The sequence below is a fragment of the Nocardia amikacinitolerans NBRC 108937 genome (genome assembly GCF_001612615.1).
GTDB lineage: Bacteria > Actinomycetota > Actinomycetes > Mycobacteriales > Mycobacteriaceae > Nocardia > Nocardia amikacinitolerans.
In genome coordinates, this window is sequence record NZ_BDAU01000009.1 from 363,770 (window position 1) to 385,564 (window position 21,795).

The following is a 21,795-nucleotide window of genomic DNA, read 5'->3' on the forward strand; positions in this document are numbered from 1 at the left end:
TCGGTCGGCGCTTCAGAGGGTCAGCAGCATGCGGGTGTTGCCGAGCGTGTTCGGCTTCACATAACTGAGGTCGAGGAACTCGGCGACACCGGTGTCATAGGACCGGCACATCTCGGCGTAGACCTCGGCGGTCACCGGCGTTCCGTCGATCTCGACGAAGCCGTGCCTGCCGAAGAACTCCACCTCGAAGGTCAGCACGAACAGCCTGCGCAGCTCCAGTTCCCTGGCCACCGCGACGAGCCGCTGCACGATGAGCTTGCCGACCCCGGTGCCTTTGGCGTCGGGATGCACCGCGACGGTGCGCACCTCGCCGAGATCGGCCCACAGCACGTGCAGCGCGCCGCAGCCGACGACGCGTCCGTCGACCTCGGCCACCCAGAACTCCTGGACCGACTCGTAGAGGGTGACCAGGTTCTTCTCCAGCAGAATGCGGCCCGCGTAGACGTCGACGAGGCGTTTGATCTCGGGCACGTCCGAGGTTCGGGCGCGTCGCACAACCGGTACGGAGCCGGGCGCGGCGGAGGCCGCGCTGGTATTCGCGTCGCTGGTCGAACCACCTAGTGGTCCCCGAGAGGTCATGGGGTGCACAGTAGTCGGCACCCTTACCGATAGTCTGAACATGTGCCGCACATCCTGTCGTTCCGCTCACCGCATCGCGCCGGGGTAGCGCAACCGGATGGAGACGTGGCCGTCCTCGTATCGCGCGCCCTCGAGGCGAGGGCATGAGCGTGCAACCCGAAGAGATCGATCGTCGCTGGCCCGACGCGGGTGTCCTGCGTCAGGGAACCGAGCGATCCGGGAGCTTCGCGGCCACTCCGGCCGACACCGCCGTACCGCTGATGAACATCGCGAACGTGCTGACCATGGCGCGCATCGCGATCGTTCCGCTGTTCGTCGTCGCGCTCTTCACGGGCGGCGGGCACGAGACCGGGTGGCGGATCGCGGCGGCCGCGCTGTTCGGGCTCGCCGCCATCACCGATCGCTTCGACGGACAGCTGGCGCGCAAGTACGGCTTGGTCACCGACTTCGGCAAGCTGGCTGACCCGATCGCCGACAAGGCGCTGATCGGCGCGGCCCTGATCGGACTCTCCGTGCTCGGCGATCTGGCCTGGTGGATCACCCTGGTGATCTGCGGTCGCGAGATCGGGGTCACGCTGCTGCGGCTGCTCGTGGTGCGGCGCGGGGTGATTCCCGCGGGGCGCGGCGGCAAGCTGAAGACGCTGGTGCAGTCGCTGGCGATCGGGGTGTTGCTGCTGCCGTTGTCGGGCGGCTTCGAGACCGCGGGCATGGCGCTGATGTACCTGGCGGTGGTGCTGACGGTCGTCACCGGTCTGGATTACGTCGGGCAGGCCGCACGGGTGTGGTTCGCCGGCGGCTCCGGCCGGGCGCGCGGAGCATGACAGATCCGCTGACCGCGTCCGTCCCCGCCGCCGACCTGGTGCGCGCACTCGGCGCGGCGGGCCAGACCGTGGCCACCGCCGAATCGCTCACCGCGGGGCTGGTGGCCGCGACCATCGCCGGGGTGCCCGGCGCGAGCGCGGTACTGCGCGGCGGACTCGTGGTGTACGCGACCGATCTCAAGAGCAGCCTGGCCGGTGTCAGCGCGGAGCTGCTCGCCGCCGAGGGACCGGTGGCGGCGAGCACCGCCGAACAGCTGGCCGTCGGCGCGCGCACCCGCTGCGCCGCCGACTGGGGGATCGGGCTGACGGGCGTCGCCGGACCCGACGGCCAGGACGGTCACGCCGTCGGCACCGTCTTCCTCGGGCTGTCCAGTCCGTGGCATACCGAAGTGATGCGGTTGCAACTGTCCGGCGACCGGTGGACCATCAGACTCACCGCGACCGAGAGCGCGGTGCGGGAACTGCTTCGGTGCGTTCAGGTCGGTTGAGCGCGTCGCGCGTGGATTCGCGTGACGAGTTCACCCGCCGGGAACCATCCGGGCGCCCCCGGACGTTGTGCCAGAAAGAACGGTGCTCGCCAGGCGACTGCGCCAGCGGCGCCCGGTGTTCGGAGCGAAGGAGATCGAGATGACGCTGCTGCGAGAGGCGATCGGGGACAGTCTGCGGCGTGCTCGTCTCGCCCAGCATCGGACCCTGCGCGAGGTGTCCACTTCGGCGCGCGTGAGCCTGGGCTATCTGTCGGAGGTCGAACGGGGCCGCAAGGAGGCGTCGAGCGAACTGCTCGCCGCGATCTGCGCCGCACTCGACGTGCCGTTGTCGCGGGTGCTATGGGATGTGAGCACGATCATGGCGGGGGTCGACGGGCTACCGGTCGGCGAGTCCGCCGAGGCCGCGGCGACGCCCGCCGCGGAAGCCGAGCAGACGGCCGCCGCCGCGGAATCCGCCGAGGCCGCGCCCGCGCAGGAGCCCGCGCTCGCTCCGGCCTCCGCGTCCATGTCGGCCGTCCGGCCACAGATCGCCGAGGACACCCGGATCGTCATTCCGGCGCCGAAGGCGGACATGCTGGTTTTGGTGAAGAGCAACTGACAACAGAACGCCGGACGCCCAGCCGCGGGCAACGCTGCGGGCCGACGCCGAAAACGGATAGATTCGGTAGGTAGGCGTCGGTTGGGCCGGGTCGCCCCGGTCCAGGTGCCGCATGGTGGAGGATAGGCACAAGCGGGTGCGCGAGGGTCGTGTACCCGGGCCGCGTCAAGCGGTACATCAGATGGAGGCGGGATCAATCGATGGCTAATCCGTTCGTCAAGGCCTGGAAATACATGATGGCCCTCTTCGATGCCAAGATCGAAGAGCACGCGGATCCGAAGGTGCAGATTCAGCAGGCTATCGAGGAAGCTCAGCGCCAGCACCAGGCCCTCTCGCAGCAGGCCGCGTCGGTCATCGGCAACCAGCGTCAGCTGGAGATGAAGCTGAACCGCCAGCTCGACGAGGTCGAGAAGCTCAACGCCAACGCGCGCCAGGCCGTCATGCTCGCCGACCAGGCCACCGCGGCGGGCGACACCGAGAAGGCGATCCAGTACACCAACGCCGCCGAGGCGTTCGCCGCCCAGCTGGTCACCGCCGAGCAGTCCGTCGAGGACCTGAAGGTGCTGCACGACCAGTCGCTGCAGGCCGCCGCCCAGGCCAAGAAGGCCGTCGAGCAGAACGCGATGTTGTTGCAGCAGAAGGTCGCCGAGCGCACCAAGCTGCTCAGCCAGCTCGAGCAGGCCAAGATGCAGGAGCAGGTCTCCGCGTCGCTGCAGCAGATGGACTCGACGCTGTCGGCGCCCGGCACCACCCCGAGCCTGGACGCGGTGCGCGAGAAGATCGAGCGCCGCTACGCCAACGCGCTTGGCGCCGCCGAGCTCGCGCAGAACTCGGTGCAGGGCCGCATGCTCGAGGTGCAGCAGGCCAGCATCCAGATGGCCGGTCACAGCAAGCTGGAGCAGATCCGCGCCTCGATGCGCGGCGAGGCGTTGCCCGCGGGCGGCGGCCAGTCCGCCATCAATCCCGCCCAGACCCAGGCGAACCCCGCGCAGCCCCAGATGAACAAGGGCCAGGCCGCCCAGCAGTAACAGCTCGATACAGGCAAGGACCGGTGCGGTGCGGGACGCGGGCAGCGCGAGATCGTCGTATCACCGAGGGGCGCCCTCGTCACGCCCCGCGGCTGCGACGCGCACATCGTGTCGTCATCGGCCGGTCCGGTCTGCGATTCGGCTCGAACGGGGTGAGGGAAACGCATGAAACGGAGTGAGCGAATCGTGTGCCAGCGTCCTCGACGCATGCCGGAGCCGAGCGTCAGCGAGGCGCGGGCATGAGTCGCAAGCGAATTCCGTCGAGAACCGGCGTTCCGGCGGTGCCGGCGCAGCCGACGTTCGGGATGCCGCAGGGCCCCTTGCCGGACACGTTGCGCGACATGGGCGAACACGCGCTCGTCGCGGTGCGCCGCTGGGCCGACCCGCGCGAGCGGGAACTCCGTAAGCGCCGCCGCGCCCGGCGGCGCAGCTATCAGCTCGGCACCGTCTCCGGGCTGACCACTGCGGGCGCAGTCGGTCTCGTCGTCGTCTCGGCGCCCGCCTGGGCCGTGGTCGTTCTCGGCGGCGGCGCGGTCGCGTTCGTCACCGGTGCGGCGCTGAGCGCCCGGCGCTACCTGCGGATGCGCCGAACTCCGTTGCCGCAGGCCGCTTTCCTGCCGCGCAAACAGCCGCCGTTGCGCTCGGCCGCCCGCGCCCCGATCGCCCGCCTTGTGCAGGCCGAACGCGCGCTGCACGGGCTGACCGCGCAGATCGCCGCCTCGCGCAGACTGCCCCACGAAGAACTCGCCGAGATGGTCGAGACGGCCGCCTCCGGCGCCGCCGCGTTGCACGCGCTCGCCGCCGACATCGTCCAGATGGAGCGCGCCGCATCCGTTGTCGGCCGGACCAATCCGGAGGCCACCGCCGCGCTCACCGCCAACGTGCGGTTCGCGATGACAAGGCTGGAATCCGGTATCGCCGAATACGAGCACGTCGTCGCCGCGGCGAGCGGTGTGCTCGCGGTGCCCGAAACCACTGTCGTCGCACACCAATTCGACGGCATCGTCGCGGAGCTACGGCATGCCGCGGATCGCCTGGACGGCTGGGCGCAGGCGCTCACCGAGATCGCCGACCGTCCGACCCTCACCGTTTCCCCGCCGCCTCCCGGTCTGCCGCACTAGGCGAACCCCTGCCTTCGCTCGGGCTGAGGACGGACATCGATCGCGCCCCTGGGCGTACTCCTTCGCTCCGGCCGCGCGGGGTGTCGACAAACTCCGACCGGCCACGCCTGGCGGCCGTGGCTCTACGGCCGCTTCAGCCGTGCGCGGGGAGTAGGCTCTCCGCGCCGTGTCGGGGTGAACCCTGATTTACACCCGGATATCGCTACTGACCTGGTGATTTCGGGTCCAGCGACTGCCAGCATGGAGGTATCGGATCGCCGGACGGCGGTTCGGGAGAAACGTCCAGGAGGCTGGAAATGCTGTGGAAGATCATCGGTGTCGTCGCGGTCGTGTGGATCGCGCTCGCCATCATCGGCGCGCTGATCAAGGGGCTGTTCCCGATCCTGGTGATCAGCGCCGTGGTGTTCGGCCTGTACCTGCTGTACAAGGCGGTGTCGGGCTCGGACAACTCGACCGTCAGCAAGCTGTAACGCCAAAAGTCAACGGGCCGTGCGTCATCCGGGAGGGATGGCGCACGGCCCGTGGCGTTTTCTCTGGTCAGAGCTGACCGCTGTTGTCGATGACGATCGGACGCACCGGCGCTCCGGAGGGCGAGCCCACCTGCTCGATGGCGTGCACCACGTGCATGCCCTCGACCACGGTGCCGAACACGACGTGCTTGCCGTCCAGCCACGGGGTGTCCTTCATGGTGATGAAGAACTGCGAGCCGTTGGTGCCCGGCCCGCGGTTGGCCATGCTCACCGTGCCGGGAACGGCGTGGGTCAGCTCGAAGTTCTCGTCGGCGAAGGTCGGGCCGTAGATGCTCTTGCCTCCGGTGCCGTCGGCGTTGGTGAAATCGCCGCCCTGGGCCATGAAACCGGGGATCACGCGGTGGAACACCGAACCCTTGTAACCGAAGCCCTGCTCGCCGGTGGCCAGCGCGCGGAAGTTCTCCGCGGTCTCGGGCACCACGTCCGAGCGAAGCTCGATCACGATGCGGCCGGTGGGAATGCCCGCCACCGACACATCGAAGAACACCCTGGGCAGCGGATCGGCCTTGGCGGGCGCCGCGGTCAGCGGACCGGGGCTGAACAGTGCGATGAGCGCGAGACCGAGGACGGCGGCGGCGCGTGTGAGCTTCGTCATGGCCACACTGTCTACAGCAGGACCGATTCGGGCGGGCAACCGGACCCGCCGCATGCCTGTTTCGGGTGTTTCAATAGGGCCATGGAGCAGGTTCCCGAGGACTGGCAGCGCGGCCTGGTGATCGTCGCGCATCCCGACGACATCGAGTACGGCGCTGCCGCGGCCGTCGCGCGATGGACGGGGCAGGGCAAGGACATTCGCTACGTGCTCGTCACCAGCGGCGAGGCGGGGATCGCCGGAATGCCGCCCGCGGAGGCGGGTCCGCTGCGCCAGGCCGAGGAGATCGCGTCGGCGAAGGTGGTGGGGGTCGAGCAGGTGGAGTTCCTCGGGTATCCGGACGGTCGGGTGCAGGAGAGCCTGGAACTGCGTCGCGATCTGGCGGCCGCGATCCGCAGGCACCGCCCGGAGATGTTGGTGCTGTTCAACTTCGGCGACACCTGGGCGCCCGGCTACGCCAACAGCGCCGACCACCGCGCCGTCGGCCGGGCCGGACTGGACGCCGCCTCCGACGCGGGCAACGAGTGGATCTTCCCTGAGCTGTCCGACCTGCCGCCTTGGTCGCCGCGCTGGGCCGCGGTCGTCGGTCCGATCGCGACGCACGCCGTCGATGTCACCGCCACCGTGGAACAAGCCGCCGCCTCGCTGGCCGAACACCGTCGGTACCTGGAGGTGCTCAGCTCCGAGCCGGTCGCCGATCAGGTCGCAGCCATCGTCGACATGGCCACCGGGCCGAAGGAAGGTTTCCCGGCCGAGCGCGCCGTGGGCTTCGAGCTGTACTACTTCGGCTGAGCGGTTTCCGCTCGCACCGCGCTGCCACGTGCTCGAAGGCCGCGCCAGGGATTCGAGATAGCGTTTCGCTACTGCGTGCAACTCCACTAGGCGCGCGACCGATCGCCGAGCAGTGCGCGCACCGCGGCCACACCGTGCCTGCCGTGGCCCGCCTCGTCACCGGGGACGCGGGCGTGGCCGGAATAATCTGGGCGAGAATGCCTTTGGCGCCCGTCCGTGGCGTGGCGCTCGGATAGCGGCACGGTGAACGCGGCATCTCAGGGCGGGTGCCGTCGGTTCGGTGCGGCGGTGTGGCAGGCTGGGCGGATGCGTGTTGCCGTCGTAGCCGGTCCCGATCCGGGGCATGCCTTTCCGGCGTTGGCGCTGTGCGAGCGCTTTCTCGCCGCGGGCGATGAGCCGGTGCTGTTCACCGGACCCCGCTGGTTCGACGCCGCCAAGGACGCGGGCATCGCGGTGCGCAGGCTCAAGGGTCTCGCACCGCGCGCCGTCGACGACGACGGTGACGCGGGTCAGCGCATCCACCAGCGCGCCGCGCACATCTCCACCGAGATCCTGCCCGACCTGAGCGCGATGCTGCCGGAACTCGTGGTCTCCGACGTGCTCACCGCGGGCGGCGGGATGGCCGCCGAGCGGCTTGGCGTGCCGTGGGTTGAGCTCTCGCCGCACCCGCTCTACCTGCCGTCCAAGGGTTTGCCGCCGATCGGCAGCGGACTCGCGCCCGGGGCGGACCTGCGCGGCAGACTGCGCGACAACCTGCTGCGGGCCATGTCCGCACGCGCGATCCACAACGGCCTGAAGCAACGCGCGAGGGCACGCGAGAGCGTGGGGCTGCCCGCCGCCGACCCGGGCCCGGCCGCCCGCCTGCTGGCCACGCTGCCCGCCCTGGAAGTGCCGCGCCCCGACTGGCCCGACAATGCCCACGTCGTCGGCCCGCTGCTGTGGGAGCCCACCGACGACATCCTCACGCCGCCGCCCGGCGACGATCCGCTCGTCGTCGTCGCGCCGTCCACCGCGCACACCGGCGTCACGGGCATGGTCGAAACGGTGCTCGAGGCGCTCGACGGCGCGGGCGTCCGCGTCGCCGTCTCCATGATCGACACCCCGCCGACCGGGCTGCCGTCCTGGGCCACCGCGGGCTTGGGCCGCCAGGACGAACTGCTCAGGCACGCGGCCGTCGTCGTCGGCGGCGGCGGGCACGGACTGCTCGCCAAATCGCTGCTCGCCGGCGTGCCGATCGTCACCGTTCCTGGCGGCGGCGACCAGTGGGAACTGGCCAACCGCGCGGCCCGCCAAGGCAGTTCGATCGTCGTGCGACCGCTCACCGTGGAGTCCGTACGCGCCGCCGTCCTCGCGGTACTCGACCACCCGCGCTACACCGCCGCGGCCGAGGAAGCGGCCATGAGCATCGCGGACGTCGCCGACCCGATCGAGCTCTGCCACCGGGTCCGCGAGGGCGTGCACACGTCGTAGCCCCGCCGCCGACTCCGTGTGTTGTCGGCAAGGATCAGTTCGCGCACCGGGTGGCGAGTTCGCGAATGAAGCGTGCGATCTCGTGAGGTTGCTCCTCGGCCATGAAGTGGCCTGCGCCGATCGGTTCGTAGGTCAGGTCCGGTGCCCATGCCCGCCACAGCGCCGCCGCGTCGAAGCCCAGCCGCGTGCCCCAATCCTGGGAGATCACACCGACAGGCATGGCGAGCGTCGCGCCGGCCCTGCGGTCCTCCCGGTCCATGGTCAGGTCGATGCTCGCGCTGGCGCGGTAATCGGCGACGATCGAGTCGACGGCTCCGACAGAGCTGTCGATGTAGTGCTGCCGTACTTCTGGCGCGAAGGTGGTGCCTTCGGTGTCCCAGGCGTCGAGGAAGGAAGCGAAGAACTCCGGTGCCACGGCCGCGATCATCTTTTCCGGCAGCCCGGCTGGTTGCGCCATGAGATACAGGTGCCAGGCGACTTTCGCGTCGACCCCGTGCAGGACTTCCCAGGTGTCGAGAGTGGGCAGGACGTCGAGCACCCCGAGGTACCGGATCTTGTCGGGGTGGTCGAGGCCGGCCCGCACGCCGACCAGGGCGCCGCGGTCGTGGCCGATCAGTCCGAAGCGTTCGTGCCCGAGCTGTTCGGCTACCCGAACGATGTCTTCGGCCATGGTGCGCTTGGAGTAGGTGTGGGGACCGTTCTCCGGCGGTTTGCCGCTCGCGCCGTAGCCCCGGAGGTCCGGGACGACGACCGTGTGGTCCTCGGCGAGGTCTGCTGCGACGTCGCGCCACATGTAGTGGGTTTGCGGGAAGCCGTGGAGCAGAACGACGGCCGGTCCCGCTCCGGCGACCGCGACGTTGAGTTCGACGCCTCCCGCGCCGCGCAGGGTCTGGTAGTGGAATCCGTCGATGGTCGGTGTGATCACAGGTGTCCTTCACTGGTCGATTGCGCGGTCGGGCGTCCGGAGAAGATTCCGCCCGGTAGTGGTGTCGGCCTGGACGATTCGGCCCGCAACGCGGGGAGGAGGATCGAATCGACGAGTGCTTCGAGATAGTCGTCGCCGGTATCGAGACCGTTGAGTCCCCGCAGCAGCAGCACGGCTCCGGCCACCTCTTCGAAGGCGAACGGATCCACGGCCTCGGGCAGCTCTCCGCGGCGGATGGCGGCGTCCACAACCGATGCGGGGAGTCGGGCCCCGGTCGGGCCGACCGCGCGTTCGATCTCCTCGCACAGCTCCGGGTCTTCCAGTCCTGCCTGAAGAAGCAGCAGCGCGGTCTGTCCGCCTGTCGACCGCATCGTCGTGACGAGTCGTCGGCACAAGGCGATCAGGTCGCCGCGCAGGCTGCCCGTGTCGATGTCGTCCGGTCCGTCTCGACCGGCAGGCCCCGCCTTCAATGCGGCGATGACCATGTCCCTCTTGGACTTCCATCGTCGGTAGAGGGTGGGTTTCGACGCACCGGCGCGGCGCGCGACCTCCTCGAAGGTGACACCGTCATAGCCGCGTTCGGTCAGCAACGAGGTCACTACGCCGAGGATCTCGCTCTCGCGTTCGTCGTTTCGTGGACGTCCTCCGCGCCGACTCTGCCGCGGTTCTCGCGCGGGAGCGCCGGAAAGGTTTGGATACGACACGTGTCGTATCGTAACGCGTGAATGGATTTCCGTCCATTCGGGCGGCGTCTACGCCCCGTCGCGGCAGCGGCGGTCGACCGGCGTGCGGGTGCCGTCGAAGAGCCGTTGAATGGCGGTCGCGGGGGACCGGAGTATCTTGAATACGGTGCGGTTGACTGAGTTCCAGGAACTGTTGCATACCGAGTTCGGGGTGGCGCGCGGTGACGCGCTGCTGACCGACCACGTGATCCCCTCTCTCGGCGGCCGGACCGGCGCCGCCGCCATCGAGGCCGGGGTGGATCCGCGTGATGTGTGGCGCGCGCTGTGCGCCGACTTCGACGTGCCGAAGGTGCGGTGGTGACCGCCCCCGACCCGGTGGCCGAGCGCAGGCCGTACCGATTCGACGAGCGACTGCGGATGGTCCCCGTCGACCCGGAGGGCTTGGCCACCCGCGTGGCGCAGGCGCACCCGGACGATTTCCCGAGCTTCCGGCAGACCGGCCTCGAACTGATGCTGCTCGGCCGCCACGACGAGGCGCTCGATCACCTGGACCGGGCACTCGAACTGGCGCGCACGCCGCGCCAGCGCATCTCGGTCTGGATCAACCTGGCCGACGTGTACCGGTATCGCGGCGACGCGCCGACCGCCGAAATCCTCTACCGGCGCGCCGTCGACGCCGCGCGCGGCACCGACGCCGAGGCGCTCTCCTTCGCCGCCCAGCACCTCGGCAAGGCGCTGGCCGAACAGGGCTGCGTCGCCGAGGCCCGCGAACTGCTGACCGAGGCGTTGAAACTGCGGGTCGCGGAGGGCGACGCCGAGTTGATCGAATCCAGCCGCACCGCGCTGGAAGGGCTAGCGGAGCTGCGGATTCCGCTGCCGCCTGCCGTGCGGGCCGTGCTCGGCGAGGACCCGGAGTTCTCGGGCGAGCACGAGGGTCTCAGCGGCGGCGTCGCCCTGGTGAACGGCGCCTACTGGGTGAAGCGCGGACCGCGGGCGACCGCCGAGCACGATCGGCTGGACTGGTTGCGCGCCAGGGGAATCCGGGTTCCGGAGGTGGCCGCGTTCGCCGAGGACGTGCTCGTGCTCGCCGACGCGGGCGCGCCGAGCCTGGCCGCGCGCGAAGGCGACGGCGCGACCGCGCCATCGATCGGCACGGTCATGGGCGAGCTGCTGCGGTGGTTGCACGCGCTGCCCGTCGCGGAATGCCCGTTCGACGGCCGACTGGACACCGTGCTGGCGCAGGCCCGCAGGCACGTGCTCGAGGGCCTGGTCGATCCCGACGATTTCGACGACGACAACAGCGACCTGAACCCGGAACAGGTCCTCGAACGGTTGCTCGCCGAGCGTCCGCAGACCGAGGACCTCGTGGTGGCGCACGGCGATTTCACCCCGCCCAACGTGCTCGAGAACGGCATCCTGCTGGACGTCGGCGGGCTCGGCGTCGCCGACCGCTACCGCGATCTGGCCTTGGCCGAACGCGACCTGCGCGAGGATTTCGGCGACCACGAGGTCCGCGCCTTCTTCGCCGCCTACGGCCTCGACGCGCCGGATCGGACGCGGTTGGACTACTACCGTCTGCTCGACGAGCTCTTCTGAGCCTCAGGGCTTCTTGGCGTAGTGCCTGGCGGCCTTGGTGCGGTTGCCGCAGGTCGCCATCGAGTGCCAGCGGCGGGTGCCGTTCTTGGACGTGTCGTAGAAGAACAACACGCACTCCGGGTGCGCGCACTGGCGGATCCGGTCCGGGGCCTTGGCGATCAGGTGCAGCAGGTTCTCGGCCGCGAGCCAGCCGGGTAGCCAGGCCGGGTCGGTCACTTCGGGGAGGTTCTCGGGTCCGTCGTCGGTGAGGCGACGCTTGAGCCTGCCGTGTTCGAGCACGTCGTTGAGCGCCGCGTGCGCACCGTGCTGGACGACGTCGTAGATCGCGCTGCGCGCGGCGAGCACCGCGGCGAGGGTCCGTTCGTCGGCGGACGCCTTGTCGGCCAGGCCCGCCGAGTTCAGCCAGACGCGCAGACCATCGATATCGGTGAGCAGATCCCGCGGGCCGCCCTCGATCCACCGCGTGTTCAGCAGATCGAGCGCCGGCGGTTCACCGAGGTGGGGGCGTGGATCGAGCATGACTGAGGGTAACGAGCCGTCTAGGGGAGTCAGGACAACCACCACCGTTCTAACCGATCAAACAAATATCAATGGTTGACGGACCCGGTCATGCGGGATTATGTTCTAACCGTTGAAACGATCAACAGTGGTTGGAAATTCCAGGAGGGCAACGCCATGACCGCAGTGACCACACCTCGCCTCGCGACCGGGCACATCGGACTGAACGTCTCGGAGCTGGACCGCTCGGTGGACTTCTATCGGCGCGCGCTCGGTTTCGAGCGACTCGCCGAGGGCGACGCGGACGGGCGCAGGTGGGCGTTTCTCGGCGCGGACGGGAAGCTGGTGATCACCCTGTGGGAGCAGTCCGACGGCGTCTTCTCCACGGAAACGCCCGGGCTGCATCACCTTTCGTTCCAGGTCGACGACATCGAGCGGGTGCGCGCGGTGGAATCCGTGCTGCGCGAGTTGTCCGTGAACTTCGTGCACGACGGTGTGGTCGCGCACGGCGAAGGGGTGGCCTCCGGCGGCATCTTCTTCACCGATCCCGACGGCATCCGGCTCGAGGTGTACGCGCCCTCCGGTGCGGAATCCGCGCCCGCGCCGAGCGGCGCCGCACCCACGTGCGGGTTCTTCTGAGACGAGCGTGTCGAGATGGCGCTCTACCACTCGGGCGAATTGGCCGTGCAGCGGCGCATGGGGCAGGCGGAGATCGCGGCGAAGGTCGGTCGCATGATCCGGCGCGACATCCCCTCGGTGGCCGCGGATTTCCTCGCCGTACAGCCGATGGTGGTGCTCGCCGCCGCCGACGCCGCGGGACGGCTGTGGGCGAGCCCGCTGGTCGGCAGGCCCGGGTTCGTGCACGCGGTAGACGCCGAGGCGATCGCCGTCGACGCGCGGCCCGACGCGGACGACCCGCTGGCCGAGGCGCTGACCCGTCCGGCGCGGGTCGGCATGATCGCGCTGGAGCCGGGACGGCGCAGGCGCATGCGGGTCAACGGGGTCGCGCGCCCGCACGACGACGGGCTGCGGATAGCCACCGACCAGGTGTATTCGAACTGCCCCAAATACATCTCACGCCGGTGGGTGACGGCCTACGACCCCGGCGCCGTGCGCAGCGACGCGCGGCGCGGGACCGCGCTCGACGCTCGGCAGCGGCGGATCGTCGCGGCCGCCGACACCTTCTTCGTCGCCAGCGCCGACGCCGAAGGACACGCCGACGCCTCGCATCGCGGCGGGAATCCCGGCGTGCTGCGCGTCCTCTCGCCGACGCGGCTGCGCTGGCCCGACTATCGCGGCAACTCGATGTTCATGACGCTCGGCAATCTCGCGGTACGCCCGCGCTGCGGACTGCTGATCCCGCACTGGCCGACCGGCGGCGCGCTCCAGCTCACCGGCACGGCCGAACTGAACTGGGACTCGAGCACCTTCGCCGCGGGCGCGCAGTGCTCGATCGACTTCACCGTCACCGAAGTGGTGTGGCGGGCCGAGGGCCCGCTGCGCTGGAGCCCGCCGGAATTGTCCCCCCTCAACCCCTGATCACTCGAAAGGCCTACTCATGAGACCCCCATTGCCGCCGTTCGACCGTGCCGCCGCCGAAGCCAAGGTGCGCGCCGCCGAGGACGCGTGGAACACCCGCGATCCCGAACGCGTCGCCGCCGCCTACACCGAGGATTCCGTGTGGCGCAATCGCGACGAGTTCTTCACCGGGCGGGCGGCCATCGTCGAATTCCTCACCCGTAAGTGGGCGAAGGAGAACGGATACGCCCTGCGCAAGGACCTGTGGGCGTTCGACGGTAACCGCATCGCGGTGCGCTTCCAGTACGAATGGCACGACGAAGCAGGCCGGTGGTGGCGCAGCTACGGCAACGAGCAGTGGGAGTTCGCGCCGGACGGACGAATGGCGCGGCGCGAGGCCAGCATCAACGACGTGCCCATCGAGGAGTCGGAGCGCCGAATCCTCGGTCCGCGCGGGCCGGAGGAGGCGGACGCCGCGCTGCCGCAGCGGTAGCGGAAGGTCTGGGCGGCGGGCGGATTCGCGGGGCGTCCGCCGCCCGATTGCGCGGAAATTGCTGGTCGCGGAACGCTCGGCGCGTGTCGCCGGGCGCGTCGCTTGACTCGAACACCTGTTCGTCTAGTCTTGTCGTCAGAACTTGTCGGTGCCGCCCTCTAATGTGGGCGCCAACCACAGATCGAGAGACTTACCCGTCGAAAAGGGGACCAAGGACATGGCACCACAGGCGTACGACCGCGACAAGGCGCTCGAGCTCGCGCTCGCCCAGGTGGAGAAGAGCTTCGGCAAGGGCGCGGTGATGCGGCTCGGCGAGGAGGCCCGCCAGCCCATCTCGGTGATTCCGACCGGATCCATCGCGCTGGACGTCGCCCTCGGCATCGGCGGTCTGCCGCGCGGCCGCGTCGTCGAGATCTACGGTCCGGAGTCCTCGGGTAAGACCACCGTCGCGCTGCACGCGGTAGCCAACGCGCAGGCGGCGGGCGGTGTCGCGGCGTTCATCGACGCCGAGCACGCCCTCGACCCGGACTACGCGCGCAAGCTCGGCGTCGACACCGACGCGCTGCTCGTCTCCCAGCCCGACACCGGTGAGCAGGCGCTGGAGATCGCCGACATGCTGGTGCGTTCCGGCGCCATCGACATCATCGTCATCGACTCCGTCGCCGCTCTGGTGCCGCGCGCCGAGATCGAGGGCGAGATGGGTGACAGCCACGTCGGTCTGCAGGCCCGCCTGATGAGCCAGGCGCTGCGCAAGATGACCAGCGCGCTGAACAACTCCGGCACCACCGCCATCTTCATCAACCAGCTGCGCGAGAAGATCGGCGTCATGTTCGGCTCGCCCGAGACCACCACCGGTGGTAAGGCGCTGAAGTTCTACGCCTCGGTGCGCCTGGACGTGCGCCGCATCGAGACCCTCAAGGACGGCAGCGACGCGGTCGGCAACCGCACCCGCGTCAAGGTCGTCAAGAACAAGGTCTCGCCGCCGTTCAAGCAGGCCGAGTTCGACATCCTGTACGGGCACGGCATCTCCAAGGAGGGCTCGCTCATCGACATGGGCGTCGAGCAGGGCTTCATCCGCAAGTCGGGCTCCTGGTACACCTACGAGGGCGACCAGCTGGGCCAGGGCAAGGAGAACGCCCGCAAGTTCCTGCTGGAGAACACCGACGTGCGCGACGAGATCGAGAAGAAGATCAAGGAGAAGCTCGGGATCGGCGCCGACGTGACCGCGGACGCCGCGGGCGAGGTGCCCGCCGATTTCTGAGTTCACCTCGGGTCGGCAGCCGCGCCGTACCGATCGAGCCGCCGCCGAGCGGCCCGATCCGGTGCACGACATGCGGCGCCGACTGCACGAACTCCTGTCCGCCGACGGGCGATCCGCGGAAGGCCGCGGATCCCGCCCCGGCGGACGGGAGCCGGGACCTGTCCGGTCGGCCGATGGTGGTTCGGCCGATTCGGACATCCTGGGAGCCCGGTCGAGCACGCCCGATCCGCAGCGGGCGGGCTCGACCGGGGCCCCGCACCCGTCCCGGCGCGAACGGCGGAACACACACCGCCGCAACGACTCCCGATCGGTCGATACTGGTCGAAGCACCGGCCGACGGGTGGATCCGGTGGCGGCCGGATCCGAAGGGGATGCGCGGGAGACGGAGGCGGGCGCGAGCCGGTCGACGTCGGAACGCACCCCCGACGGCGGGACGGTCGAGCAGGCGAAGGAGGCGTGTCTTCGTCTGCTCGCCGTCCGCGCCCGCAGCCGCGCCGAACTGGCGCAGCGCTTGGCCGCCAAGGGATACACCGCCGAGGTCGCCGAGCGTGCGCTCGACCGCCTCGCCGAGGTCGGCCTCATCGATGACGCCGCCTTCGCCGAACAGTGGGTGCACTCCCGGCACACCTTCTCCGGCAAGGGCAAACAGGCCCTGGCCCAGGAGCTGCGCCGCAAAGGCGTCGCCCCGGCCGACGCCGCGCCCGCGCTGGAAGCGATCAGCTCCGACGACGAGCAAGCCCGCGCCATCGAACTGGTCCGCCGCAAACTCCGCACCCTGCCCCGAGACCTCGACCGCGACAAGGCCATTCGCCGCCTCGTCGGCATGCTCGCCCGCCGCGGCTACAGCCAATCCACCGCCTTCACGGTGGTGAAAGCCGAACTCGCCCAAGCCGACTGGGCCTCCGAACCGCTCGACGAGCCGGACAACCCACCGGACTGACCTCACCCGCCCGTCGTCGCCCACCTCGGAGCGTTTCCCGGAAGCCGTCGTCGCGAGATCTGTCGGTCACCTGAAACCAGGTAGCCGTCGGCCCGGACGAGCACAGCGCCCGAGGCCGCGATCTCGCCGACACCGGGAACGTTCCAGCGTTCGGTGAAGCGGCATGCACCGAACATGTCGACCCGATCGCGCCCGTGGCTCGCAACGACGTGTCACCACCCAGCCGGACGGAGGATCGCGAGTTCGTTTGTCGCCGATCGCGGAGGGTAGGAGGGCCGCAGCGGTTTGCCGCATTGTTACTCGCGCTTGTCTGGTATGTCCGATACCGGACGGTGGTTCGGCGGCGCGGTGGGGTGCGCGGGACCATGATGGGGGTATGGAGTCCACGGAGCGTGGGGTCGTGTCGCGCGAAGTGTGCGCCGTGGCTCCGGTGCTCGTGGGGTCTGTCTCGCTGCCGTGCGTATTCCGGGGTGGTTGGTGCCACGCGACAGAGGAGGAGAAGGAGTATGACCATCGCTATTCGTAAGGTGACGGTCCTGGGGACCGGGGTGCTCGGTTCGCAGATCGCGTTCCAGACCGCGTTCCGCGGCTTCGCCGTCTCGGCCTACGACATCAACGAACCCGCGCTGGAGGCCGCGCGGGAGCGTTTCGCCAAACTCGCGGCGGTCTACGCGGCCGAGGTGCCGGGCGCCGAGGGCGGCAAGGCGGAGCAGACGGCGTCGGGCATCGCGCTCACCACCGATCTCGCGGACGCGGTGAAGGACGCCGACCTGGTGATCGAGGCGGTGCCGGAGGTGCTGACCATCAAGCAGGAGCTCTACCGCCACCTAGGCGAGGTCGCCCCCGCACGGACCATCTTCGCGACGAACTCCTCGACCCTGCTGCCCAGCGATATCAAGGACTCCACGGGCCGCCCCGACAAGTTCCTCGCGCTGCACTTCGCGAACCAGGTGTGGAAGTTCAACACCGCCGAGATCATGGGCACGCCCGAGACCGATCCCGCGGTCTTTCGCGCCCTTGTCGACTTCGCCGAGGCGATCGGCATGGTCCCGATCGAAGTGCACAAGGAGAAGGCGGGTTACGTGCTCAACTCGCTGCTCGTGCCGTTCCTGAACTCGGCCATGGCGCTCGGCGCGGGCGGCTACGCCGACCCGGAGGCCGTCGACAAGACCTGGCGGATCGCCACGGGCGCGCCGATGGGCCCGTTCCAGATCCTCGACGTCATCGGTCTCACCACGCCCTACAACATCCTCGTCCACGGCGACGAGGATGCGCAGCGCCTTGCGACCTGGCTCAAGGACAACTACATCGACAAGGGCAAACTCGGCATCGCGACCGGCGAAGGGTTCTACCGGTACTAGCGACCGTCCTGGAGCCTTAAGGCCTCTTCACTACATCGACACCCGGTGCGGCGTCGGTGATGATCGAATCGGCCGCCAGGACCGCCCCGCCCTTGCCGCTCTTGCGTTCCCGCAGCCGCCGCTCCAGCTTGGTGGCAACCATCGTCAGCGTGCTGTTCAGCGCGATCATGATGATCGCCACCACGATCAGCGCCGGCAGCATGTTCGGCACCGCCGCGCCCAGTTGCCGGCCCGAGCGGACGATCTCGACGTAAGTGATCTGATAACCCAACGCCGTATCCTTCAGGACGACAACCATTTGCGAGATCAGCGCGGGCAGCATGGCTGTGATCGCCTGCGGCAGCAGAATCAGCCGCATCAGCTGGTTCTTGCGCATGCCGAGCGCGACCGCGGCCTCGGTCTGCCCCTTGGGCAGCGAGCGGATGCCCGCGCGCACGATTTCCGCGATGACCGAGCCGTTGTAGATCGTCAGCGCTGTGACTACCGCAGCGAGCGCGAGATCGCCAGACTTGAACAGGTTGTATTCGCTGAAGAGGGCGAACAGGAAGATCATCAGAATCAGCACTGGAATGGCCCGGGCGAACTCGACGATCGCGCCCGCGATCAGCCGCACCCAGCGGTGCTCCGAGAGCCGCAGGATGCCGAAGACCATGCCGATCACCAAGGCGAAGACGATCGAGATCAGCGCGGCGACGATGGTGCCCCGCAGGCCCGGCAATAGGTAGGTGGACCATACGTCGGCCTCCAGGAAAGGCTTCCACTTCGCCGCCTCGAATTGACCCTGCTCCTCGAATGCGCGGTAGAGCACGAAGCCGACCACCAGGACGGCGGCGACAACCACCACGGAGTAGATGTTGTTGCGCAACCGAGCCTTCGGGCCCGGCGCGTCGAAGAGGACGGAAGCGCTGCTCATCGGGCCACCTCGTATCGCTTGGCGAGCCAACCGAACAGCAGGCCCATTGGGAGGGTGATGATGACGAACCCGAGCGCGAAGATCGCACCGATCGCGAGCAAGGCGGCCTCGACCTCGATCATCTCGGCCATCAGGCTGGCCGCCTCGGCCACGCCGATTACCGCGGCGATGGTGGAGTTCTTGGTCAACGCGATCAGCACGCTGCCCAGCGGGGCGATCACGGAGCGAAAGGCCTGCGGCAGCACCACGAGCCGGAGGTTTTGGAGAAAACCGAAGCCGAGTGAGCGGCCCGCCTCGGACTGGCCCAACGGCACCGTGTTGATGCCCGAGCGCAGCGACTCGCAGACAAAGGCCGCGGTGTAGACGCTCAGACCGATGATGGCCCAGCGGTAATTGTTTTCGGTGATCGAATCGCCCGCGATCTTCCAGCCCAAGGTGGTGTACAGCCCGAACGAACAAAAGATGATGATCAACGTCAGCGGGGTGTTGCGGAAGATCGTGACGTAGGCGGTGCCCACCCAGCGGGCGACCGGTACGGGGGACACGCGCATGGCGGCGACGATCGTGCCGAGTATCAGCGCCCCGACCGCGGAGAACGCGGTCAATTTGATCGTGACCCAGAAGGCTTCCAGGATCTTGGTGTCGTATTCCGAGATCAGATCGAACACGGCGGGCGCGTCCCTCCCATCGGTGCGGTGTGGTTCATCGGTGGTGAGCCGAGCGGGTGGCCCGGAGGATCGCCCCGGACCACCCGTGTGCGGAATCTCAGTAGCGGTTGACCTGCGGAGCGGGCGAGGGCGTGAAGCTCGCGCCGCCGACCGTCTGCTGGATCGCCTTGGCCCACGAGCCGTCGGCGATCATCGCCTCGATCGCGTCGTTGATCTTGTCGCGGGTCTCCTGGTCGCCCTTCTTCAGGCCGATGCCGTAGTTCTCGGTGGTGAACGGCTTACCGACCACCTTCAGCTGGCCCGGCGACTGCGCGGCGAAGCCGGCCAGGATGATGTCGTCGGTCGTCACCGCGTCGACCGAGCCGTTGCGCAGCGCCTCCACGCACAGCGAGTAGGTGTCGAACTCCTGCAGCTGAACGTCCTTGGCGTACTTCTCCTTGACGTTCTGCGCGGGCGTTGAGCCCTTCACCGAGCACAGTTTCTTGTTGCCGGTGAGGGATTCGACGCCGGTGATGTCGGTGTTGTCGGCCTTCACCAGCAGCGACTGGCCCGCCACGTAGTACGGGCCCGCGAAATCGACCTTCTCCTTGCGCTTGTCGCTGATCGAGTAGGTGGCGACGACGAAGTCGACCTGGCCGTTCTCGATCAGCGTCTCGCGCTGCGGCGTCGGCGCTTCCTTGAAGGTGATGGATTCCGGCTGCACGCCGAGCTTTCCTGCGACGTACTTGGCGACCTCGACATCGAAGCCGCTGTAGGAGCCGTCCTTGTTGCGCAGACCGAGACCCGGCTGGTCGAACTTGATGCCGATGGTCAGTTTGCCTTCCTTGGCGTGGTCGAGGGCGCTGCCCTCGTCACCGCCGCCGCAGGCGGTGGCGGCCAAAGCCAGGGCGATCGCCCCGACACCGAGTCGAAGTGCACGGTTGATCCTCATCGAGTTCCTAACTCCTTGTATCAATTTCGATGCCGTCGTCTGTGCCGGGCCGGTCAGTGACTCAGAATCTTGCCCAGGAAGTCCTTGGCGCGCTCGGATTTCGGTGCGGTGAAGAAGGTTTCGGGCTCGGTGTCCTCGACCACCTGACCGTCGGCCATGAACAGCACCCGGTTGCCCGCGCGGCGCGCGAAGCCCATCTCGTGGGTGACCACCAGCATGGTCATGCCGTCCTTGGCCAGCGAGACCATCACCTCGAGCACCTCGTTGACCATCTCCGGGTCCAGCGCCGAGGTCGGCTCGTCGAACAGCATCACCTTCGGGTTCATCGCCAGCGCGCGGGCGATGGCCACGCGCTGCTGCTGTCCGCCGGACAGCTGGGCCGGGTACTTCTCGGCCTGGTTGGCGATGCCGACGCGCTCGAGCAATTCCATGGCGCGGCTTCGTGCCTGGTCCTTCTTGACCTTGCGCACCTTGGTCGGCGCGAGCATCACGTTCTCGACGATGGTCTTGTGCGCGAAGAGGTTGAACGATTGGAACACCATGCCGACATCGGCGCGCAGCGCGGCCAGCGCCTTGCCCTCCGCGGGCAGCGGCACGCCGTCGATGGCGATGTCGCCGGAGTCGATCGGCTCGAGCCGGTTGATGGTGCGGCACAGGGTCGATTTCCCGGAACCGGAGGGTCCGAGGACGATGACGACCTGTCCCTTGGGTACCTCGAGGTTGATATCGCGCAACACGTGCAGATCACCGAAATGCTTGTCCACATTGCGCATCGAGATCATCGGCGGCGCGCTGGTGGCGGGGCCCTTGTCCAAGCTCGTGGCGTCCCCGGTCGTGTCGGGCGCGGCGGCGGCGTCGGTCATGGTCCTTGACCTTAAGGGGAAAAACCGAATTTGCCCCGGTTTCCGCGACACACCGTGACGCCACGCCGCATCGTCACAGCTCTGTAACCTGGCGGCCGGTTCCGGCCTTCGACCGCGGCGAGGCCCGGAGCCTGCGGCGATGCGCTGGAAACCCGCTCGACCGGCCCCCGTACCCTTAATGGGTGGATTCGATCGATCAGGTTGTGGCGGGCGTACGCAGTTACGAGGTCCGCACCTTCGGTTGCCAGATGAACGTGCACGATCGAACGCGAATCTTGGCCTGAATCTTTGATGTAGTTTCTTCCATCCTTGGAAGGAAATTGAGTGCAGATCAGGGAACTTTGCCAGAAAATCGGCCAAGAAAAGGGCTTGAGGCAAAGCACTATCTTTAGCTATAGAAGATTGCTTGTCATGCTTGGTGTAGAGGATGACTCTATAACCAGGCAAGAAGTAGAAGCACTTCTATTCAACATAGATAACCCATCTACCCGCCGAGCTACAGTCATTGCTGTTAGATCGGTACTTGGATTCAAGATAAAGATTCCAAAGGCTCCTAAGCGCTCCTATGTCCTCCCCGCCGAAGACACGCTGAGGCTTGCCTTGATGACTAGTCCTCATGAAATCCGAGGGCTATTGATGATGTATGCCGGATTGCGTATTGGTGAAGCATGCGCAGTGACTAAGAAGCAAGTAAATGGGGATAAGCTTCTAGTTGATAGGCAAATACTCGAACTGTATGCATCTGAGCGAGACACCGGGGGAGCGGTAGAGAAAATCTGTGTACTTGCTCCGGTCAAGGGCAGTGAAGCCGAGATAGTCATACCATTTTGGTTGGCCAAGTTGGTATTGACTCTTGAAGACACGGCGGTACCTAGTCGGGTACGCGAAAGCCTTAGACGTGCCGGTAATAAGTGCGGTATTAGCCTGAATCCTCATCTGTTGAGGCATTGGTACGCCACTACGATGCTTGAACGCGGGGCACCGTTGACGTTGGTTCAAGCTCAGATGAGACATTCGGACATTGCCGTTACCTTGAGGGCATACTCTGAACACAACGATGAGGACATACACAAGATGTTTGATAGGTAACGACATGCCCTAGGCTATCGATAGGGTAGTATCAAGC

The 21,795-nt window shown here is 67.9% G+C and carries 26 protein-coding genes; 17 read left to right on the plus strand and 9 right to left on the minus strand.

The genetic code is table 11. The features are described from left to right. Window positions 1-12: 12 nt before the first annotated feature. Window positions 13-579, minus strand: coding sequence for an amino-acid N-acetyltransferase (locus NAM01S_RS09750; RefSeq protein WP_084482706.1), 567 nt, complete (start codon window positions 577-579; stop codon window positions 13-15). Window positions 580-722: 143 nt separating this feature from the next. Here NAM01S_RS09750 and pgsA point away from each other — a divergent pair, with 143 nt between their 5' ends. From pgsA to NAM01S_RS35660, 6 genes are all read left to right on the plus strand, one after another. Then, window positions 723-1,400, plus strand: coding sequence for a CDP-diacylglycerol--glycerol-3-phosphate 3-phosphatidyltransferase (gene pgsA / locus NAM01S_RS09755; protein WP_084482708.1), 678 nt, complete (start codon window positions 723-725; stop codon window positions 1,398-1,400). Beyond that, window positions 1,397-1,888 (plus strand): CinA family protein, encoded by a 492-nt coding sequence (locus tag NAM01S_RS09760; protein ID WP_067782836.1) that lies wholly within the window; start codon window positions 1,397-1,399, stop codon window positions 1,886-1,888. Before pgsA ends, NAM01S_RS09760 begins: the two co-directional genes overlap by 4 nt. Before the next feature lie 139 nt (window positions 1,889-2,027). After that, on the plus strand, window positions 2,028-2,486 hold the full coding sequence (locus NAM01S_RS09765) for a helix-turn-helix domain-containing protein (protein ID WP_067782841.1): 459 nt from the start codon (window positions 2,028-2,030) through the stop codon (window positions 2,484-2,486). A 200-nt stretch (window positions 2,487-2,686) separates the two neighbouring features. Beyond that, a complete protein-coding gene (locus NAM01S_RS09770; RefSeq protein WP_067782544.1) occupies window positions 2,687-3,514 on the plus strand; it encodes a PspA/IM30 family protein in 828 nt (275 codons plus the stop codon). Between the two features lie 239 nt (window positions 3,515-3,753). Then, window positions 3,754-4,635, plus strand: a complete 882-nt coding sequence (gene pspM, locus NAM01S_RS09775; RefSeq protein ID WP_084482710.1) for a phage shock envelope stress response protein PspM — start codon at window positions 3,754-3,756, stop codon at window positions 4,633-4,635. A 296-nt stretch (window positions 4,636-4,931) separates the two neighbouring features. After that, window positions 4,932-5,105, plus strand: coding sequence for a hypothetical protein (locus NAM01S_RS35660; RefSeq protein WP_169810825.1), 174 nt, complete (start codon window positions 4,932-4,934; stop codon window positions 5,103-5,105). A gap of 67 nt (window positions 5,106-5,172) precedes the next feature. Here NAM01S_RS35660 and NAM01S_RS09780 read toward each other — a convergent pair whose 3' ends face one another. Beyond that, entirely contained in the window at window positions 5,173-5,760 is a 588-nt protein-coding gene (locus NAM01S_RS09780) for a peptidylprolyl isomerase (protein WP_084482712.1), read from the minus strand. 81 nt (window positions 5,761-5,841) lie between these two features. Between NAM01S_RS09780 and NAM01S_RS09785 the strand changes: the two genes are divergently transcribed. Together NAM01S_RS09785 and NAM01S_RS09790 are read left to right on the plus strand one after the other, a co-directional pair. Next, the gene (locus tag NAM01S_RS09785; protein WP_067782547.1) at window positions 5,842-6,549 is read left to right on the plus strand and encodes a PIG-L deacetylase family protein; all 708 of its coding nucleotides are present in this window, start codon (window positions 5,842-5,844) and stop codon (window positions 6,547-6,549) included. Window positions 6,550-6,855: 306 nt separating this feature from the next. Next, entirely contained in the window at window positions 6,856-8,019 is a 1,164-nt protein-coding gene (locus tag NAM01S_RS09790; protein WP_067782550.1) for a glycosyltransferase, read from the plus strand. A gap of 34 nt (window positions 8,020-8,053) precedes the next feature. Here the strand turns inward: NAM01S_RS09790 and NAM01S_RS09795 are convergent, their stop codons facing one another. Beyond that, on the minus strand, window positions 8,054-8,941 hold the full coding sequence (locus tag NAM01S_RS09795; protein WP_067782850.1) for an alpha/beta fold hydrolase: 888 nt from the start codon (window positions 8,939-8,941) through the stop codon (window positions 8,054-8,056). Then, entirely contained in the window at window positions 8,941-9,543 is a 603-nt protein-coding gene (locus NAM01S_RS09800; RefSeq protein WP_245910475.1) for a TetR/AcrR family transcriptional regulator, read from the minus strand. Before NAM01S_RS09800 ends, NAM01S_RS09795 begins: the two co-directional genes overlap by 1 nt. 250 nt (window positions 9,544-9,793) lie before the next feature. On the opposite strand from NAM01S_RS09800, the gene NAM01S_RS09805 reads away from it, so the two are divergent. Together NAM01S_RS09805 and NAM01S_RS09810 are read left to right on the plus strand one after the other, a co-directional pair. After that, window positions 9,794-9,988: a DUF3046 domain-containing protein gene (locus tag NAM01S_RS09805; RefSeq protein WP_067782853.1), complete on the plus strand. Its 195-nt coding sequence runs from the start codon at window positions 9,794-9,796 to the stop codon at window positions 9,986-9,988. After that, complete coding sequence (locus NAM01S_RS09810) at window positions 9,985-11,223, plus strand: aminoglycoside 3'-phosphotransferase (protein ID WP_253798490.1); 1,239 nt, start codon at window positions 9,985-9,987, stop codon at window positions 11,221-11,223. The genes NAM01S_RS09805 and NAM01S_RS09810 overlap by 4 nt, the downstream gene beginning before the upstream one ends. Window positions 11,224-11,226: 3 nt before the next feature. On the opposite strand, the gene NAM01S_RS09815 is transcribed toward NAM01S_RS09810, so the two are convergent. Further along, window positions 11,227-11,742 (minus strand): CGNR zinc finger domain-containing protein, encoded by a 516-nt coding sequence (locus tag NAM01S_RS09815; protein ID WP_067782556.1) that lies wholly within the window; start codon window positions 11,740-11,742, stop codon window positions 11,227-11,229. 156 nt (window positions 11,743-11,898) lie between these two features. On the opposite strand from NAM01S_RS09815, the gene NAM01S_RS09820 reads away from it, so the two are divergent. From NAM01S_RS09820 to NAM01S_RS09845, 6 genes are all read left to right on the plus strand, one after another. Further along, window positions 11,899-12,360: a VOC family protein gene (locus NAM01S_RS09820; RefSeq protein ID WP_067782559.1), complete on the plus strand. Its 462-nt coding sequence runs from the start codon at window positions 11,899-11,901 to the stop codon at window positions 12,358-12,360. A 15-nt stretch (window positions 12,361-12,375) separates the two neighbouring features. Continuing rightward, the gene (locus tag NAM01S_RS09825) at window positions 12,376-13,260 is read left to right on the plus strand and encodes a pyridoxamine 5'-phosphate oxidase family protein (protein ID WP_067782562.1); all 885 of its coding nucleotides are present in this window, start codon (window positions 12,376-12,378) and stop codon (window positions 13,258-13,260) included. 19 nt (window positions 13,261-13,279) lie between these two features. After that, window positions 13,280-13,732: a nuclear transport factor 2 family protein gene (locus tag NAM01S_RS09830; RefSeq protein ID WP_067782565.1), complete on the plus strand. Its 453-nt coding sequence runs from the start codon at window positions 13,280-13,282 to the stop codon at window positions 13,730-13,732. Window positions 13,733-13,949: 217 nt separating this feature from the next. Next, the gene (gene recA, locus NAM01S_RS09835) at window positions 13,950-14,993 is read left to right on the plus strand and encodes a recombinase RecA (protein WP_067782568.1); all 1,044 of its coding nucleotides are present in this window, start codon (window positions 13,950-13,952) and stop codon (window positions 14,991-14,993) included. 349 nt (window positions 14,994-15,342) lie between these two features. After that, window positions 15,343-15,933 carry a recombination regulator RecX gene (gene recX / locus NAM01S_RS09840; protein ID WP_084482755.1) on the plus strand — a complete coding sequence of 197 codons (591 nt, stop codon included), beginning with the start codon at window positions 15,343-15,345 and terminating at the stop codon, window positions 15,931-15,933. Between the two features lie 506 nt (window positions 15,934-16,439). Further along, entirely contained in the window at window positions 16,440-17,294 is an 855-nt protein-coding gene (locus NAM01S_RS09845; RefSeq protein ID WP_067782571.1) for a 3-hydroxyacyl-CoA dehydrogenase, read from the plus strand. Between the two features lie 16 nt (window positions 17,295-17,310). Here NAM01S_RS09845 and NAM01S_RS09850 read toward each other — a convergent pair whose 3' ends face one another. From NAM01S_RS09850 to NAM01S_RS09865, 4 genes are all read right to left on the minus strand, one after another. Continuing rightward, window positions 17,311-18,207: an amino acid ABC transporter permease gene (locus NAM01S_RS09850; RefSeq protein ID WP_067782574.1), complete on the minus strand. Its 897-nt coding sequence runs from the start codon at window positions 18,205-18,207 to the stop codon at window positions 17,311-17,313. Continuing rightward, window positions 18,204-18,875 (minus strand): amino acid ABC transporter permease, encoded by a 672-nt coding sequence (locus NAM01S_RS09855; protein WP_067782577.1) that lies wholly within the window; start codon window positions 18,873-18,875, stop codon window positions 18,204-18,206. Before NAM01S_RS09855 ends, NAM01S_RS09850 begins: the two co-directional genes overlap by 4 nt. A gap of 97 nt (window positions 18,876-18,972) precedes the next feature. After that, window positions 18,973-19,806 (minus strand): glutamate ABC transporter substrate-binding protein, encoded by an 834-nt coding sequence (locus NAM01S_RS09860; protein ID WP_067782580.1) that lies wholly within the window; start codon window positions 19,804-19,806, stop codon window positions 18,973-18,975. 53 nt (window positions 19,807-19,859) lie between these two features. Further along, complete coding sequence (locus NAM01S_RS09865; protein WP_067782861.1) at window positions 19,860-20,588, minus strand: amino acid ABC transporter ATP-binding protein; 729 nt, start codon at window positions 20,586-20,588, stop codon at window positions 19,860-19,862. A gap of 405 nt (window positions 20,589-20,993) precedes the next feature. Between NAM01S_RS09865 and NAM01S_RS33855 the strand changes: the two genes are divergently transcribed. Further along, complete coding sequence (locus NAM01S_RS33855) at window positions 20,994-21,758, plus strand: tyrosine-type recombinase/integrase (RefSeq protein ID WP_084482714.1); 765 nt, start codon at window positions 20,994-20,996, stop codon at window positions 21,756-21,758. The last annotated feature ends 37 nt before the right edge of the window (window positions 21,759-21,795 follow it).

What these genes read in the sequence shown, in the direction of transcription:
- NAM01S_RS09750 (WP_084482706.1), bottom strand. Translation starts at nt 579, where the DNA reads ATGACCTCTCGGGGACCACTAGGTGGTTCGACCAGCGACGCGAATACC.
- pgsA (WP_084482708.1), top strand. Translation starts at nt 723, where the DNA reads ATGAGCGTGCAACCCGAAGAGATCGATCGTCGCTGGCCCGACGCGGGT.
- NAM01S_RS09760 (WP_067782836.1), top strand. Translation starts at nt 1,397, where the DNA reads ATGACAGATCCGCTGACCGCGTCCGTCCCCGCCGCCGACCTGGTGCGC.
- NAM01S_RS09765 (WP_067782841.1), top strand. Translation starts at nt 2,028, where the DNA reads ATGACGCTGCTGCGAGAGGCGATCGGGGACAGTCTGCGGCGTGCTCGT.
- NAM01S_RS09770 (WP_067782544.1), top strand. Translation starts at nt 2,687, where the DNA reads ATGGCTAATCCGTTCGTCAAGGCCTGGAAATACATGATGGCCCTCTTC.
- pspM (WP_084482710.1), top strand. Translation starts at nt 3,754, where the DNA reads ATGAGTCGCAAGCGAATTCCGTCGAGAACCGGCGTTCCGGCGGTGCCG.
- NAM01S_RS35660 (WP_169810825.1), top strand. Translation starts at nt 4,932, where the DNA reads ATGCTGTGGAAGATCATCGGTGTCGTCGCGGTCGTGTGGATCGCGCTC.
- NAM01S_RS09780 (WP_084482712.1), bottom strand. Translation starts at nt 5,760, where the DNA reads ATGACGAAGCTCACACGCGCCGCCGCCGTCCTCGGTCTCGCGCTCATC.
- NAM01S_RS09785 (WP_067782547.1), top strand. Translation starts at nt 5,842, where the DNA reads ATGGAGCAGGTTCCCGAGGACTGGCAGCGCGGCCTGGTGATCGTCGCG.
- NAM01S_RS09790 (WP_067782550.1), top strand. Translation starts at nt 6,856, where the DNA reads ATGCGTGTTGCCGTCGTAGCCGGTCCCGATCCGGGGCATGCCTTTCCG.
- NAM01S_RS09815 (WP_067782556.1), bottom strand. Translation starts at nt 11,742, where the DNA reads ATGCTCGATCCACGCCCCCACCTCGGTGAACCGCCGGCGCTCGATCTG.
- NAM01S_RS09820 (WP_067782559.1), top strand. Translation starts at nt 11,899, where the DNA reads ATGACCGCAGTGACCACACCTCGCCTCGCGACCGGGCACATCGGACTG.
- NAM01S_RS09825 (WP_067782562.1), top strand. Translation starts at nt 12,376, where the DNA reads ATGGCGCTCTACCACTCGGGCGAATTGGCCGTGCAGCGGCGCATGGGG.
- NAM01S_RS09830 (WP_067782565.1), top strand. Translation starts at nt 13,280, where the DNA reads ATGAGACCCCCATTGCCGCCGTTCGACCGTGCCGCCGCCGAAGCCAAG.
- recA (WP_067782568.1), top strand. Translation starts at nt 13,950, where the DNA reads ATGGCACCACAGGCGTACGACCGCGACAAGGCGCTCGAGCTCGCGCTC.
- NAM01S_RS09845 (WP_067782571.1), top strand. Translation starts at nt 16,440, where the DNA reads ATGACCATCGCTATTCGTAAGGTGACGGTCCTGGGGACCGGGGTGCTC.
- NAM01S_RS09850 (WP_067782574.1), bottom strand. Translation starts at nt 18,207, where the DNA reads ATGAGCAGCGCTTCCGTCCTCTTCGACGCGCCGGGCCCGAAGGCTCGG.
- NAM01S_RS09860 (WP_067782580.1), bottom strand. Translation starts at nt 19,806, where the DNA reads ATGAGGATCAACCGTGCACTTCGACTCGGTGTCGGGGCGATCGCCCTG.
- NAM01S_RS09865 (WP_067782861.1), bottom strand. Translation starts at nt 20,588, where the DNA reads ATGATCTCGATGCGCAATGTGGACAAGCATTTCGGTGATCTGCACGTG.